Genomic DNA, 16,012 nt, shown 5'->3' with positions numbered 1-16,012 from the left:
GGAAACCATAGCATTGTGGTCCCACCTGATCCCATCTCGAACTCAGAAGTGAAACGCAATTGCGCCGATGGTAGTGTGGGGTCTCCCCATGTGAGAGTAGGTCATTTCCAGGCGCCTAATATATGCTCGTTAGAGCACGTCTCCTAACCCTGACAAGTTAGCGACGATAAAAGAATTTAGTGAAATGCTTCGGCAATTTACTAAAGGAGCGGTAGTTCAGTTGGTTAGAATACCGGCCTGTCACGCCGGGGGTCGCGGGTTCGAGTCCCGTCCGCTCCGCCAACACAAAGACGAAAGCCTCTACAGCAATGTAGAGGCTTTTTTCGTTTTGAGGAAAAAGGAGCGGTCACTTTCAACCATCCATGGTCTACGTGACATTTGTGCATCCATGCACTTCACCGCTCTCGACCATCCATGGTCTACGCGCCATTTGTGCCTCCATGCACTTCGTAGTTCCGTTGGTTAGGGCTTTTATTAGAGGTAGCCAGTATGCTTCCTGCATTACGCCAGTTCAGCATCTGACTGATATGGATATTGGAAGTGTCTAAAAATGTAGGGAACATTTTTGACCCTGTCACTCGGTCATAATGCATGAATGCGTCATATTAATCCGCCAATATTACGATATACCATGACACTTCCATTTTATTTTTAATCTAATTTAGTTAATATTTTTATTCTAATTCATGCATTTAAAATGTTTAATTAAGCTTGTTCATTTTGCTTCTAGTTTCATACCTATAAAAGAGTATAATACTGTTTTATAGGAGTGCTTTTATGGATTGTCGTCTTGGCTGTGGAGCGTGTTGTATTGCCCCATCAATAACTAGCCCAATTCCAGGTATGCCTGAAGGAAAGGCCGCTGGTGAGCGTTGTGTTCAGTTATCCGAAGACAATCTGTGCAAAATCTTTGGCAGCAATGAACGTCCGGATGTATGTAGCTCTTTTTCAGCTACTTTTGATGTCTGTGGTAAAAGCAACAATGAAGCACTTAGGCTGATCGCTTTTTTAGAGTCACAAACCAGCTAAATGAACTTTGAGTAGGTGAACCATGCAGTTAACTCGTTATACAGACTTTGGTATTCGTACCTTAATGTATCTGGCTATTCAACCAGAGAGAGAGGAGTTGTTTCGGATCTCTGAGATCACCGAAGTATTTGAACTGTCGCCTAATCATGTTTCCAAGATTGTTCACCACCTTGGTAAGCTTGGGTATCTTGAAACTATTCGCGGTAAGAGTGGTGGTTTCCGTTTAGGTATGTCGCCTAAAGATATTAATGTTGGCAAGTTAGTGCGTGTGCTGGAGAACTCTTTAGCCCCTATCGACTGTAGTAAACCTTATTGTCGTTTTACGCCTTCTTGTCAGCTTAAGGGCGTGCTTGCCGATGCTGTAGCCGCGTATTTAGCCGTCATAGACGCGTATACTTTAGAAGATATAGTCAGTAATAAGGACGAGCTCAAACAGTTATTGCCAGAGCTTTCTATTCCGGTATTACAAATAGCTTAAGCTGCAGTCATATCATTTGCCAGACGACGTTTGTCTTTTGGCATTATCCAGGAGACCAGATAAGTGCGATTACTTCAATCGTATAGCAGAGTCTCCTCCCTTCTTCTCTTGATTTGCCAGCCTGTATGGTAACAAAGATGATGTCTTAACCAGCTCGATACCCGCCTTATCTAATCTGTGAAGATTACGCTCTAAAAATTTAATTGTTTCAGGATAGGGGTGCGCTATAGCAACTGCCTGACCTTGCTTATGGGCCAGTGAAATCAGGTGTTGGAATCGTTCTTCCAGTGCTGATTCCGATACGTCATTATCTAAAAAAACTTGTCGCCTGAGTAAAGGGATCCCCAGTTGCTCAGCCTTACCGCTGGCCCTTGTGAAGCGGGTGGTCACGCTGTCTACGAAGTATAACTCTCTCTGTTTGAGACTCTCCATTACCCATTGCATAGGCTCATCCAGTTGGGTAAGTAAACTTCCCATGTGGTTGTTAGCGCCCTTTGCATAGGGGATGTTATCGAATGCACTCTCTAAGGTATGTTTTAATTCAGTCTCGTCCATCGTATTAGTTAGTCCACCGGGGCCCATAGTCTTACCATTCAATGCCTGCATAGGTAGGTGCAGCATGATCTCGTGGCCCATATTATGGGCTTTCTGGGCAACTTCGGAACCTAAAGGAGTATGAGGAAGAACTGAAAAGGTGACGCTAGTGGGTAAAGACAGTACTGCTTCATCGGATTGACGATAACCAATATCGTCAATAATGATCGCGACTTGAGATGCATTTACATAACCACTTGAAAAAAATGTAATAAATAAAATTAAAAGAAAGCGCACTATAATTATTATCTTTTTATACCTTAATGGTATTTATGTTTCTGTTTTAATCCATGTGATTGCAGAATGCAGAATTTGATCATCCTTAATTTCATCATGAACCGTATTTTTGTCGATTATAGGCACACTTTCATCGATTGATACAGCTTCTGCATCAAGTTTTATATCCGGTTCGATTCCTTTCCTGTTGATATCATGGCCCTTTGGTGTCGTATACTTTGCTATTGTCAGCTTGATGGCATTACCCTCGACCAGGGTTGGGATCAAGCTTTGGACCGTGCCTTTACCAAAGCTGGTTTCGCCTATAAGTGTTGCTCTGTCATTTTCTTGTAAGGCTGCAGCGAGAACCTCGGAAGCAGACGCCGAGCCCTTGTTGATCAGAACTATCATCGGAACCGATGAAAGCATAGTTTGAGGTGAGGCAAAGTAATCGGAGTTCGCATCAAAAAACCGTCCTTCGGTAGAGACGATGCGTCCTTTGGCGAGGAAGATATCGGCAATCTTAATAGCCTGATCCAATAGCCCGCCTGGGTTGTTCCTTAGATCTAATATTAACCCTTCGAGTCCTATGGCTCGCCACTGAGTCAGCTGCCTGATTACCTCCTCGGTAGAGTTATCCTGAAAGCTGGCGAGTCTTATATAGCCTATCTTATCTTCGTAGAGTTTAGCTGTAACGGACTGTACAGAGATAATACTCGGCATCAGTGTGACTTCAAATACTGTATTCATATCGGAATGAGTTAACGCGAGGTTTATCGATTGATTGTTCTGGCTGTGATGTTTTATCTCTTTAAGTAATGTGTCCAGCTGCTTTGGGTTAACCTCTTTATTATTCAGCTTAACTATCTGGTCTCCTGCCCTAATCCCTGCGAGCTCAGCTGGTGAACTTGGAAAGGGAGTTATTATTGTTATCTTGTCGTCTTCGGCGGCAATCTCAATGCCAAATCCGAAATACTCACCCTTGTTAGCATCTCTGATGTTAGAAAAAGCCTGTTTATCCAGGAAACCTGAATAGGGATCTAACTTGTCAAAAATTCCCTCTATTGCTGCGGAGATTAACTCATCTTGAGTCAGTTCTTTTACGTAGTAAGTTTCTATGGTGTCGATAACATCGAGTAAGAGAGGATAGTTGAGGCGAGGATGGTATTGGTCTGCATTTTCTTGACCGGATAAGGTCACCGATAGGCCGAGTGCTAAACCTAAGAGGGTACAGGTGATATAACGTATAAACTGTGACATGGCGGCCCCTTTATTTGAGGGCTTTTGTCACTCCTAGCGTTTACAATATCTCGCTGGATCGACCGCTTGCCCTTTATGCCTTACCTCAAAGTATAGGCCAGCCTCAGTCTGTCCACCCGAACGTCCGACGAGTGCTATCGTTTCACCTTTGTTTACAGTGTCTCCTGCATTCTTTAAAAGTGTTTGAGCATGGCCATATAAGCTCATATACCCCTTGCCGTGGTCGACAACTAACACCATACCAAAACCTCTCAGCCAATCGGCATAAATGACTTTTCCGGGGGCTATGGCAGAAATTTGTTGCCCTTCGGGGGCTGCAAGAGTTACTCCTTTCCATTTTACCTGTCCGGAACGTTTACTACCAAACCCGGATCTTATGCGTCCCTTAGTCGGCCACTTGAGTTTCTTTTTACTCTTAAGCCCTTCCATGCTCGGGCTGCTGTTTGTGGCTAATAACGCTTGCTCTACGACACGCTTGAGGCTTGCCTCCTCAATCTGCAACTGTTCAAGCTTCGCGCCACGGCTGTTAACCGTTCTTTGGAGCTGGGTAAGTGTACTCTGGCGTTGGCTCTGCTCAAGGTTGAGCTGTTTCGAGTGCTGTTGCTGATTAAGGATAAGTTTATTTAGTTCGTTCTTCTCTAATACCTGTTTGTTTTGTATCTCATCGAGTTCAGACATAGTGTCCTGAAGTTCGTTGATGGACTTCATGCGGGCATTATTAAGATATTGATAGTAGGCAAGCAGACGTTCAATGGTTGCCGGGCTCTGCTGATTCAGCAACATTTTGCTGTAATCATGATTACCAGCTAAGTATGCGCTCGCAAGCTGATTAGACAGCGTGTCTTGTTGGGTTTGTTTCAGCACGTCCAATTTATCTTGGCGTTGCTTTAATTTATTTAACTTCTTATCTGTTTCGGCTAACGCGACTTTAGTGTCATTAACTTTTCTGGCCGCCGCGGCTATCGCTTGCTCATCTTTCTTCAGTAGTGAGACTAGCTGTTCACGCTGTTTGTTGGTGTCTTTGAGTGCAGACTCTTGTTTACTAATCTGAGATTGAAGTGATTTCAGATCGGATTGACGTTGCTGCAGATCAGATGCCTGAACAGTAGATGAAAGCATGATAAAGCCAGCAATAATGCTGGCTTTAATAAAAAAGCGAATATTCACTAGTTAAGAGTTACTCATCGAGTTTAATTATATTGCGCCCAGTCATTTCTGACGGCACTTCTTGTCCCATCAAGGTTAACATGGTTGGGGCAAGATCGCTTAACCGTCCATCTTTTTCTATGCTGCCGTTACGGCCTACATAGATTAACGGAACTAATTCACTGGTATGAGCCGTGTGTGCCTGACCCGTTTGTTCATCGGTCATCTGCTCGGCATTACCATGATCGGCTGTGATTAAGCATTCGCCATCAACTTTAGCTAAGGCATCAACGACACGGCCGATACAAGTATCTACTGCTTCACAGGCTTTAACTGCTGCATCGAAGCTACCTGTATGGCCAACCATATCACCATTAGGGTAGTTACAGATAATGACATCATATTTTGTCGACTCAATCGCACCAACCAACTTGTCGGTCAACTCTGCAGAGCTCATCTCGGGCTGAAGATCATAGGTCGCCACTTTAGGCGATTGTATCAGTATTCGATCTTCACCCTTAAATGGATCTTCCTTACCGCCGTTAAAGAAGAAGGTCACATGAGCGTATTTTTCAGTTTCAGAGATACGAAGTTGAGTCTTATCCCTGTCTTGAAGAACTTCGCCTAAGGTATTAACCAAATCGGTCGATGGATAGGCGATAGCAGCCTTAATGTCGGCGGCGTATTCAGTAAGCATGACAAAATGAGCTTTAGGCGTGACGTTACGCTCGAAGCCATCAAAATCAGTATCAACAAAGCTGCGCGTTATTTGGCGGGCTCTGTCTGCACGGAAGTTCATAAAGATCAGCGCATCGCCATCTGCTAACTGCGCACTGTTACCTTGGGTATCAAGGATGGCAGAACTACCGACAAACTCATCGTTCTCATCACGGGCATAAGCTGCCTCGAGCGCTTCGACAGCGTTCGGGTACTGATGTAGTGATTTGCCTTCGGTGATCAGCTCATAGGCTTGAGACACACGATCCCAGCGGTTATCACGATCCATGGCATAGTAACGGCCGATGATCGAGGCGACTCGACCAGTGCCTAATGTAGTAAACAGATCATCAAAATGGGCTAGGCTGCCCTTAGCGCTGCGTGGAGGAGTATCACGGCCGTCGAGAAATGCATGCAGGTAAACCTGTTTGGCTCCACGTGCTACAGCGAGTCGACACATGGCTTCAATATGGCTTTCGTGACTATGTACACCACCCGGGGAAAGCAGCCCCATAATGTGTACCGCACCTTGGTTAGCGATAGCCTTATCTATAGACTCGACTAAGGCCTGGTTTTTATCAAACTCACCATCTTCAATCGCCTTACCAATACGGGTAAGTTCTTGATAGACAATGCGACCTGAGCCGATATTGATATGACCAACTTCTGAGTTACCCATCTGACCATCGGGTAAACCAACATCTAAGCCGGAACCGGAAATCAGGCTATTTGGATATTGGGCATTGAGTCGATCCAATACTGGAGTGTTAGCGTGATATACCGCATTTTTTTGCGTGTTTTCACGGTAACCCCAGCCATCGAGGATCAGCAATGCCAAGGGGCTTTTGCGTGTCGTCATGGTGGTACCTTTAAGTTTAAAAGAATAAAGTTTAAAAATTTAATTGGCTAAATATTACTACGTAACCCGTACTTGAAAAAGAAATTTACCTCGATTGCGCTAAGCGTTTTTTATGAGATCTTGATACTTGTCCGCATTCTAGGGTGTTTTGTGGGCTAACAACTTGCTGCAATCTACTACTGCGATGGTATACTCTGTGCCCTAATTTTAGTTTCAGCCCTCAGAAGTAGGCATTTTACCATGCAAGAATATATTGAATTTTTGAAAGCTAACCCTATGTTGAGCTTAGCTTGGATTGGTCTATTCGTTGGCCTAATCGTCAGTGTTTTCAAATCTAGTTTTTCGAAAGTATCTACTGTTGATCATCAGCAAGCGACTTTGCTGATAAACAAGCAAGATGCGAAAGTGATCGATGTCAGGGAGAAAGCGGAGTTCAAGAAAGGTCATATTATTGATGCTTTGAATATTCCGTTGTCAGAAATTAAAAATAATCAACTTTCGGCCCTTGAAAAGTTTAAAGCCAGTCCCATTATAATGGTATGCAACGCGGGAATGGTTTCATCTCAAGCCGCACAATTGATGGTTAAAGCAGGCTTCGAATCTGTCCATAACCTTAAAGGTGGAATGGGTGACTGGCAGTCAAATAATCTGCCGGTATCTAAGAGTAAGAAGTAGCGAATACCGCTGAAAATTGCTTTTTGAAGACGTTTTTGATTAGAGTGTCTTCTCATAAAAATCACGCAAGGCATGTAAAGTTTGGTATTACACCCTTTATAAGCCTTAAAAGATTGAAATAAAAAAACCTGGGATGGTGGCTGAGCGCATAAGCCTCAAGTAGCAAAAGCCCTAAAGATTGGTTTCAATTTTGAAGCCCAATAACTTGGATAGGTAGGAAATTATGGCTGAAGTAGCAAACAACGAACAACAAGATCCGCAGTTCAACATTCAACGTGTTTACACGAAAGATATCTCTTTCGAAACGCCAAACAGCCCTGCAGTGTTCCAGAAAGAGTGGAACCCGGAAGTTAAGCTAGATCTTGATACTCGTAGCGCTAAGCTAGCAGACAACGTATTTGAAGTTGTATTGTCTCTGACAGTAACAGCTAAAAATGGTGACGAGACTGCTTTCCTATGTGAAGTTCAGCAAGCTGGTATCTTCGCAATCAATGGTCTAACTGAGCAGCAACTAGCTCACTCTCTGGGTGCATACTGCCCTAACATCCTTTTCCCATATGCTCGTGAAACTGTAGGCAGCCTAGTTGGTCGTGGTACTTTCCCACAACTAAACCTGGCTCCGGTTAACTTCGATGCATTGTTTGCTCAATATGTTAATCAGCGTCAAGCTGGTGCAGAAGAAGCTGCTCCAACTGAAGAAGCAAGCGCTTAATAGCAATTCAAAGGTATCTGTTCAGTAGTTGTTTCTACTGCTCAGATAGCGGCTATTTCATTTGAGTGCTAAGCTCGAATGAAATGGCAATATGTGATGAGTAGTTATATGAAAAACACTGCCGACATTACGGTACTGGGGGCGGGGTCTTATGGCACCGCCCTTGCTATTTCTCTAGCCAGTAACGGACATAGAACTCTTCTTTGGGGGCATGAGCCTGAGCACATTGCTAATCTAAAGAAAGACAAGTGTAACAATGAGTTTTTGCCTGGTATTGCACTCCCCGATCTTCTCATCCCGGAAGCTGATTTAGCTACTGCACTCGCGGCATCTAATAATGTATTAGTCGTCGTTCCAAGCCACGTATTTGGTTTGGTTCTGTCGCAAGCTAAGCCGTTACTGCGTGATGATGCCCGAATTATATGGGCAACCAAGGGGCTTGAGCCTGAAACCGGACGCCTGCTTCAGGAGGTCGCTCGGGATATTCTTGGTGAACATTACCCGCTAGCCGTATTATCCGGACCAACTTTTGCCAAAGAGCTTGCAGCCGGCTTGCCGACCGCGATCTCTATTGCTGGCACAGATGTGAGCTTTACCAAAGACTTGGTCGAGTTACTTCACAGCCCTAAACGTTTACGTGTTTATGAAAATGATGACTTTACCGGATTGCAATTAGGCGGGGCGGTGAAGAATGTGATAGCCATAAGTGCGGGAATGTCTGACGGCATAGGGTTCGGGGCTAATGCGAGAACAGCTCTGATCACCCGAGGGTTGGTCGAGCTGACCCGCCTCGGTGAAGCTATTGGTGCTCAAGGTGCAACTTTTATGGGGATGGCCGGCCTCGGCGACCTCGTATTGACCTGTACCGATAACCAATCGCGCAATCGTCGCTTCGGATTGGCGCTGGGACAAGGCCTCGATGTTGATACTGCACAACAAGAGATTGGCCAGGTCGTTGAAGGCTATCGTAATACCAAAGAAGTTTACACATTAGCTAAACGCCTCGGTGTTGAGATGCCGATTACCGAGCAGGTTTATAAGGTGCTTTATCAGGGGGGAACTCCCCATGAAGCGGCTAAAGCCTTGTTGGGTCGCGATCAGAAGTCAGAGACTTCCGACAGCTAAGGTTATCGCTATTCATGGCGAAGATGGAGTCTTTGCAGAGATAAAAAGATTCCATGTACAGATAAGGGTGCTAAAATAGCGCCCTTTTTTATGGCCGTTTTTTGGCCGTTTGTCGTTTGGGAGTTACCAGTGAAACATCATGATGTCATCATTATCGGTGCGGGGGCTGCGGGTCTTATGTGCGCAGCAACCGCGGGCTATCGTGGCCGTGATGTATTAGTTCTCGACAATGCCAAACAGGCCGGACGTAAGATATTGATCAGTGGTGGTGGGCGTTGTAACTTCACCAATCAAAAAGTCGAACCGAATAATTTTATCTGCAGTAATGCTCACTTCGTAAAATCTGCCTTGGCCAGGTATCGAAGCAGTGACTTCATAGATTTAGTCGAGCGCCACGGTATTGAATACCACGAACGGGATCATGGTCAGCTGTTCTGCAATGACTCGGCGAAAGAGATAGTGACCATGCTCCTGACTGAGTGTGAATGGGCGGGAGCTCAGATCAAGTTACGCACCGAAATTAGTGAGATTAGTCAAAATGAACAGGGCCAGTTCGTGCTGGTTACAGACAAAGAGCACTACACATGTGACTCTCTCGTCATGGCTACCGGTGGACTATCAATGCCTAAGCTTGGTGCAAGTCCATACGGCTATCATATTGCTCAGCAGTTTGGCTTAAAGCTGCTACCTACACATGCAGGCTTGGTGCCTTTTACCTGGCATAGTGAACAAAAGCAGAAGTTCGAACCTCTGTCAGGCATCGCCGTTCCCAGTACGATCACATCTAAAGATGGCACTCAATTTAGTGAGGCGCTGCTATTTACCCATAGAGGGCTATCGGGTCCGGCTATTTTGCAAATATCAAATTTCTGGAAAGCGGGTGAAACCATCAGCATCAACTTGCTGCCGGGTGTCGACGCCAGAGCCGCAATCGAACTGGTGTTAGCCAATCATCCCAAACAGAGCCTGCGTAACACTCTAAGTCATTGGTTGCCTAAGCGTCTGGTTGAGGCCCTGTTCGATGAATCTTTACTTAATAAGGCGATGAATCAGTTGGTCCACAGCGAGCTTGAACTGCTTGCTATCGATCTTGAATCCTGGGAGATACTGATGAATGGCACCGAAGGTTATCGAACCGCCGAGGTCACTCTAGGTGGCGTAGATACCGATGAGCTGTCGTCGAAAACCATGGAAGCTAAATCCGTATCAGGTCTCTACTTTATCGGCGAGGTCATGGACGTTAGCGGCTGGCTGGGGGGCTTCAACTTTCAGTGGGCCTGGTCATCCGGCGTCGCAGCCGGACAAGCTGTTTAAATATATTGATGGAATTATAACGCAGACTATTGGAATAAAACGAAGACAAACTTTTTAGTGTAAAGAAGCTAACTAATTGATAGTTAATTGTAAAGATTGTCTTCGTTATTAGGTTGGTTATTTATGCATGGAATATGTTACTAGCTTAAGCTACCCACTTATCGCCCTTAATTGCAAAATCCAAAATCAGCTCATAGATCTTATCAGTCTTGTCTTTAAAGCTTTCAACATTGTATGAATCAGGTAAGTCTTCATCTAGGACTTCTTCCACTGCTGATTTTACAATTTCACGAGTTTGACTATCTTGCCACCAGTCTTGCACTAGTACCTTAGGGTGCTCGTCTAACAATCGAGTTATCAGGTGTTTAGCAGCTAGTTTGACTTTTTGCTCTTCGGCTTTTGTTAGTTTATCTTTGCGTAACGTGTCATAAACCTCTAACTCGTCTTCCGTTAGGCCTTCGCGCACATGCCGTTCATCTTCTTCTTTCATACCTTCAGCAAAGCGCATCAGATCTTCAAAGTAGTTCTCTGTTGATGAACCACCAGCATTGTATGTATCTATTATTTGCTGAAGCTTTTCTGCAAAATCAACCCTGTTATGATTTTGTTCTAACATTCTGCGTAGCTTCTCAGCGATAAAAGAGCGAATTTCTGCTATTTCAATATTCTTATATTGAACATCTTTAAAGTCCTCTTTTAGCTTTTCAAAATCGATTTTACTTAAATCCCACTTCTTGCCTTTTTGAACGATTTTATACTCAGCTTGATGTTCTTTATGAGTAAAAACTTCTTCATTATCAACAACAATACTTTCATCTAATAGCTCTGCTATTTTTTGTGTTACATCATCAATATCTGCCTGCTCAACATGCGTTTCAATAACGCCACGTAAATACTGAATAACAGCTATTAATTTACGAGGTTTTTGTTTAAAAATTTCTGGCTTACACGCTTCGTATAGTGACGATATCGTATTGTCATAGACATAAAATGATTTACGCCACTCATCTAACCTCAACAATATATCCGCGAATTCTTCAAACTTAGCAATGTTTTGAAATACACTACCCTCATCTATAATCGCCTGGAGGTCGATATCTTTTTCTTTACAAAAACCAACTGTTTCTGCTATTGCTTCATCAAGTAAAACAAATAATTCTTTCTTCTCTTGAACTGGTTTTTCGTCTTCACTATCTTCCCCTTGAGCATAGTCTTTTAATGCCTTTTTCATATTCCTAAAGACATTATAATAATCAACTAGCTCGCCATTTTTCTTTTCAATAAACTGTCCGCTATGACCTTTTATTTTGTGCGCGGCAACCCTATTTGCTCTAGCAATAGTTTGCATCAAGGAGTGGTCTTTCATCGGCTTATCTAAATAAAGTGTAGATATTGTTGGTGCATCAAATCCTGTTAACCACATAGCACACACAAATACTATTTGTAGCGGGTGCTCTGGGTCTTTAAAGTTATATTCAATATCATGCCCATGTTTATCTAATTGCTCTAGCCGTTTAGCGTGCGGCTTAATGTCTAACCCTTGTTTTTCGAACTTTTCTTCATCCGATTTAGGGTCACTAAATACCACGGCCATTTCAACCGATTTCATATACTCGATAATCTTTTTGAAACGTGCTTTCTCAATATCATTAGCCGAGCTTTTAACTAGACCTCTAAGACGCTTAATTTCTTCCTTCCACTGTAGTTGCACTTTGTTATACATCTTAATTACAGTGAATTTATCTATTGATACTACCATTGCCTTGCCAAGGTAACCGCGTCGAGGAAAGTGGTAAACAATATCTTGGGCGATAGTATCTAAGCGAGAGTCTCTCTTGATAACTTCCATTTCAGTTGAAAATTTACGCTCTAGTTTTTCTTGCTGAGCATCATCAAGATTTTCATCTTCTAACAGTTGGTAAAACTCTTCACCAAGGTCATCGTTCTGAATGAGTACTTCTGGTACTCTTTTTTCATAAAATAAAGGAACCGTTGCTTGATCATCCATGGCTTGCTGAAAGTTATACTCAGAAACATAATCACCAAACCAAGAGCTTGTTTTTCTTTCCTTACCTAAAAGTGGCGTACCTGTAAAAGCTAAGTAGTGAGCGCCTTGTAATCCTGCACGCATATTTTCAGCTAAAGACTTATATTGAGTTCGATGCGCCTCATCTACCATAACAATAACTTCACGTTTTTCTTTTTCAGGATCAAATAAGCGTGGAAAAGATTTACCTTTGTCATAACGAAATTTTTGAATAAGAGTGAATACAACTTTTTTATTTTGACCAAGAAATTTTCGCATTTCTTCTGAATTGCTTGGCTGAGCGGCATCTTTTTCTTTAATGGTTTTGGTGTTTAAAAAGTTACGATATATTTGGTTATCTAAATCCGTCCTGTCAGTCACAACAACAAAACTGAAGTTCCCAGTCACTTTTCTAAATATTTTCCGAGCATAAAAAATCATCGAAAAGCTTTTTCCTGAACCTTGTGTATGCCAAAACACACCGAGTTTGCCATCATGTTGTTCACGGTTCAAAAAACGTTTAAATGCAGTGTTCACACCAATAAACTGATGATTCTGGGCAACTATTTTAGTTGTTTCTTTGTGGAATATTATGAAGTTTTCTACGTAATCTAATAGTCTTTTGGGCTGACAAAGACCCGCCGAGGCATATTCTAAACTAGTAGCATTATGTGTGATTTCTTTTCGATTAACAGATTCCTTTTCACTTTCTACACGTAGCCAATTAAAAAAGTGCTCCCAACCTGCGGTAAAACTACCTACTTTAGATTCTATGGCGTTAGATAAGATACAAAAAGCATTACAATGGAATAACTGAGGGATGTCATGTTTATAACTTTTTAAATTATCATCGTAGGCGGAACGAAGCTTAACATTAGAGTTCTTAAGCTCTACAAAAACCAGGGGAAGACCGTTAACGTATAGAATAACATCAGGGCGTCTGTAGCCAGCCATCGGCGCTTGAACTGACGATTTTATCCATAACTGTGTAACAGCTAAATAGTCGTTACTTCTATCAGTCTCTTTTTCATTAAAATTAATTAGTTTTACAACTTCGTGTTGTTTTTTCCCTTGTCCATCATCAAATTCAACATTAACGCCATTTCTAATTAATTCATCAAGCTCGCGGTTTGCAGCGATTGCACTCATAGAGTTCCGTCTATTTGTAACTTTTGAGATAACTTGATGGTTTAATATTTCTTCAGGGATAGTAGGATTTAGTTTTATGCAGGCAGCTAATAATCTATCAGCTAAAATGACATCGCGCTTATCTTTTCGGTTTGACCCATCATTCAAGTTGTCAGGTTTAGATGTAAAGCAATTTATTGCATCAAAGCCATACAAACCTTGAAGCCTTTGCACGAAAGCTTGCTCGATATTATCTTCTGAAATAAAGTTCTTTACCATTTCTAACCCCTATATCCCTGTTAAGCGTTAAAGCCGCCATCACAAAACCAATCACTATCTGTTAATGCTTGAAACATTGCTCGTTGCCATGAATTAATGTGATCTTTTCTTCTAGAAACTTCTTCCTCGAGCAAATACTCTTTGACTGCATCAAGACCACCTTTAGAGTGCAAATCACTCAGACGATATCTAATACCAGCAATATATGCGCCAGTTTGCGAACCGTAAAGAGCATTTAATCCTAAAGTCTTAAAATGATAATTAATACGCTTATTTAGCTCATCATCAAATAGAGCTACATCCTTTACGAAAAAAAATAATGTAGGAGAAGGTTCGTTTACCTCAGCAAACAGCCATTGATGGCCTGTAACGTCATCGTAATAAGGGTGAAGCGTTTGTTCTTCAGCATTTTTTGGGGTTTTATTAAGCTTGATTTTATTGCACTTTTCGCAAGAAGGCACCAGGTTTATTGGTAACACTACTAAAGAGGGAAATTTTGATTGAGGTAAATAATGATCTAATTGTTCTACTGTTCTATGCCCACAAAGTGGGCATATGCTAAATGGAGAGCTTCCTTTTAATTCGTCATAATAAGCTCTACCAGGAGCTTTTATATTTGCCATTCGATTATTATAAACCTTCTCCATCTCATCTTTTGAAATAGTGTTATCAACATCAACACTTTCATTGATTAAATGCCAATCCGTAGATTGAGAGTGATTTTCATAGTCTAAAGCATCTGCTTCAATTGTATCCGTTACAGACTCTAAATCTGTTCTTAGTTGAGGATTTCTAACTCTACTGATACAGGTTAAATAAACTGTTTTAGGAACTAATGTTGGCTTAGTAAGAGTTCGCATTATTCATTAGCCTCATTTTCCATTACTAAAATAAGACTACGTAAAATGCCTTTTGCTTCCGAACCTAATTGTCCATCGAATCGTTTAATAATTTTTTTATATGACCTGCTTTGTTCTAACTCTTTTTCCAGTAATTTGTGGTATCCAGAATCAGTAACTTCTAAGCCAAAAATCTCGCGAGTAAGTACACCAACATTCTCACCAAAAGTTTCTATTTGTGGTCGTTCGGGGGTAGCTTTTAGGCCACTACGATTCATTTTATAAACACAATTTCTCGGTACTTCTTGTAAAATAACGGGTGAATGAGTGGCTACGATTGCAACACCATTGCGGTGTGAAAGTAATTCTGAAAGAGCGCGTATAAAAGCAGAAAGCAATGGGGGGTGAAGATGAGCTTCTGGTTCATCAAGCAATACAAGTGTTTTTTCTTCAACCTTTTCAACTAACTTTGTAATAGTTAGTAAAACGATGGCATGCCCTGAGCTCATTCGATTAAAAGTTTTTCGAGCAAAGGCTTCTAATTCAGCACCTTCATATTCAACAAATTCCTTACTCAAAGAAAGATCTCTAAATAAAGAATCAGACTCTAAGCTTTTTATCGCTCTTAACCACCGATCCAATTTTCCCATTGTGATTGATGCCAACATGCTCTTAACGAATTCGTTTGTTAGCATATCTCTACTCATGGGGGTGCCTTTCTCACCACCTCTATTTGTCGCCCTCTTTAATCCTATATATGAATATCTAATTCCCTGTGACTTATCTTTTTTCTCTGGGTAAGGTTCAAATGGATCAAACGCACTAAAAGCGACGGAAACGACACCTGCAAATAATGGTTCTGTTTCCTCTAAATTATACGGTAGTCCATCTTCATCTAATGGTATTGAAAATGAACCAGCCTTTTTAAGGCTTTCATCATCTGCAACGAGTGCTTTAACCATATTATTAAGTAGGTGAGTTTTTCCAACACCATTCCTACCTATAAGCACATGCACATTACTTGGAGGGTTTGATTCAGGATCTACATGAAACTCTAACTCTAAGCCAGCCGTTCTTGCACCTTGTCGGATTTTGTACTTGAAGTGAAATTCAGTTTGAACATCCCCTCCCTGCAATATCCTTTTAAATTGACCTGAAATTGAAGTTAAGCTGATATCTCGCAATAATGATGATTTAAATACATCCTCACTCATCGCAGTTGAAATTATTTTTTCATTATTGACAATATCATTAAGAGATTTAAGGATATTATTCCTTAAATCAGGTTCTAACGATTGAACTGCTGAATAATACTCTTCTGACTGGCCTAAAGAAAAAAAGCCATTTTCTAGCTGTTTAAAGCGTTTAGATAGAAGATCAGCTGACCAGCCTTTATCTTGCTTTATTCGGCCAATCTTGACACTTCCAATATTATGGCTCTCACCATTACTATCAAATACAACTAAGGCAAAGATTGTTTTATAACTAAAATCATCCCAATCAGAGGCTTTTAAATATGCAGTATTAGGCTTCTGGCTTGGACTAGGTACACCGTTAGCTTTTCCCGTATAAAGTTCAAAAGTAATTGCCATGAAAATTCCTTGCCTTTTTAATT

General features: G+C 41.8%; 13 protein-coding genes, 1 tRNA gene and 1 rRNA gene. 8 read left to right on the top strand and 7 right to left on the bottom strand.

Annotated elements, in window-relative coordinates; all coding sequences use genetic code 11:
- From rrf to EKG39_RS21235, 4 genes are all read left to right on the top strand, one after another.
- Nucleotides 1–113: ribosomal RNA gene (gene rrf, locus EKG39_RS21250) — 5S ribosomal RNA — on the top strand; the annotation flags it as partial.
- A 92-nt stretch (nt 114–205) separates the two neighbouring features.
- Nucleotides 206–282: transfer RNA gene (locus tag EKG39_RS21245), tRNA-Asp, on the top strand.
- A gap of 495 nt (nt 283–777) precedes the next feature.
- Entirely contained in the window at nt 778–1,029 is a 252-nt protein-coding gene (locus tag EKG39_RS21240; protein ID WP_126508012.1) for a YkgJ family cysteine cluster protein, read from the top strand.
- A 22-nt stretch (nt 1,030–1,051) separates the two neighbouring features.
- The gene (locus EKG39_RS21235) at nt 1,052–1,507 is read left to right on the top strand and encodes an Rrf2 family transcriptional regulator (protein ID WP_126508011.1); all 456 of its coding nucleotides are present in this window, start codon (nt 1,052–1,054) and stop codon (nt 1,505–1,507) included.
- Nucleotides 1,508–1,576: 69 nt separating this feature from the next.
- Here the strand turns inward: EKG39_RS21235 and EKG39_RS21230 are convergent, their stop codons facing one another.
- The 4 genes from EKG39_RS21230 to gpmM are packed head-to-tail and all read right to left on the bottom strand — an operon-like array spanning nt 1,577 to nt 6,299.
- Complete coding sequence (locus EKG39_RS21230) at nt 1,577–2,338, bottom strand: divergent polysaccharide deacetylase family protein (protein ID WP_126508010.1); 762 nt, start codon at nt 2,336–2,338, stop codon at nt 1,577–1,579.
- A 33-nt stretch (nt 2,339–2,371) separates the two neighbouring features.
- Nucleotides 2,372–3,577 carry a S41 family peptidase gene (locus EKG39_RS21225; RefSeq protein ID WP_126508009.1) on the bottom strand — a complete coding sequence of 402 codons (1,206 nt, stop codon included), beginning with the start codon at nt 3,575–3,577 and terminating at the stop codon, nt 2,372–2,374.
- A 33-nt stretch (nt 3,578–3,610) separates the two neighbouring features.
- Nucleotides 3,611–4,696 (bottom strand): murein hydrolase activator EnvC family protein, encoded by a 1,086-nt coding sequence (locus EKG39_RS21220; protein WP_425470194.1) that lies wholly within the window; start codon nt 4,694–4,696, stop codon nt 3,611–3,613.
- 58 nt (nt 4,697–4,754) lie between these two features.
- Entirely contained in the window at nt 4,755–6,299 is a 1,545-nt protein-coding gene (gene gpmM / locus EKG39_RS21215) for a 2,3-bisphosphoglycerate-independent phosphoglycerate mutase (RefSeq protein ID WP_126508007.1), read from the bottom strand.
- A 240-nt stretch (nt 6,300–6,539) separates the two neighbouring features.
- On the opposite strand from gpmM, the gene EKG39_RS21210 reads away from it, so the two are divergent.
- The 4 genes from EKG39_RS21210 to EKG39_RS21195 all read left to right on the top strand — a co-directional run bounded on the left by EKG39_RS21210 (nt 6,540) and on the right by EKG39_RS21195 (nt 10,125).
- Nucleotides 6,540–6,974: a rhodanese-like domain-containing protein gene (locus tag EKG39_RS21210; protein WP_126508006.1), complete on the top strand. Its 435-nt coding sequence runs from the start codon at nt 6,540–6,542 to the stop codon at nt 6,972–6,974.
- Between the two features lie 223 nt (nt 6,975–7,197).
- Complete coding sequence (secB, locus tag EKG39_RS21205) at nt 7,198–7,686, top strand: protein-export chaperone SecB (RefSeq protein ID WP_126508005.1); 489 nt, start codon at nt 7,198–7,200, stop codon at nt 7,684–7,686.
- Between the two features lie 108 nt (nt 7,687–7,794).
- Complete coding sequence (gene gpsA / locus EKG39_RS21200; RefSeq protein WP_126508014.1) at nt 7,795–8,811, top strand: NAD(P)H-dependent glycerol-3-phosphate dehydrogenase; 1,017 nt, start codon at nt 7,795–7,797, stop codon at nt 8,809–8,811.
- A 129-nt stretch (nt 8,812–8,940) separates the two neighbouring features.
- Nucleotides 8,941–10,125, top strand: coding sequence for a BaiN/RdsA family NAD(P)/FAD-dependent oxidoreductase (locus EKG39_RS21195; RefSeq protein ID WP_126508013.1), 1,185 nt, complete (start codon nt 8,941–8,943; stop codon nt 10,123–10,125).
- A 145-nt stretch (nt 10,126–10,270) separates the two neighbouring features.
- Here EKG39_RS21195 and EKG39_RS21190 read toward each other — a convergent pair whose 3' ends face one another.
- From EKG39_RS21190 to EKG39_RS21180, 3 genes are read right to left on the bottom strand one after another with little or no spacing between them, the layout of a single operon-like run.
- Nucleotides 10,271–13,558, bottom strand: coding sequence for a type I restriction endonuclease subunit R (locus EKG39_RS21190; protein WP_126508004.1), 3,288 nt, complete (start codon nt 13,556–13,558; stop codon nt 10,271–10,273).
- Nucleotides 13,559–13,578: 20 nt separating this feature from the next.
- The gene (locus tag EKG39_RS21185; RefSeq protein ID WP_126508003.1) at nt 13,579–14,418 is read right to left on the bottom strand and encodes an HNH endonuclease; all 840 of its coding nucleotides are present in this window, start codon (nt 14,416–14,418) and stop codon (nt 13,579–13,581) included.
- Nucleotides 14,418–15,989: an AAA family ATPase gene (locus tag EKG39_RS21180; RefSeq protein ID WP_126508002.1), complete on the bottom strand. Its 1,572-nt coding sequence runs from the start codon at nt 15,987–15,989 to the stop codon at nt 14,418–14,420. The genes EKG39_RS21185 and EKG39_RS21180 overlap by 1 nt, the downstream gene beginning before the upstream one ends.
- Nucleotides 15,990–16,012: the final 23 nt, after the last annotated feature.

It is taken from the genome of Shewanella atlantica, from assembly GCF_003966265.1.
In the GTDB taxonomy this organism is placed as follows: domain Bacteria; phylum Pseudomonadota; class Gammaproteobacteria; order Enterobacterales; family Shewanellaceae; genus Shewanella; species Shewanella atlantica.
This window is presented reverse-complemented; position numbering and strand designations above follow the sequence as displayed.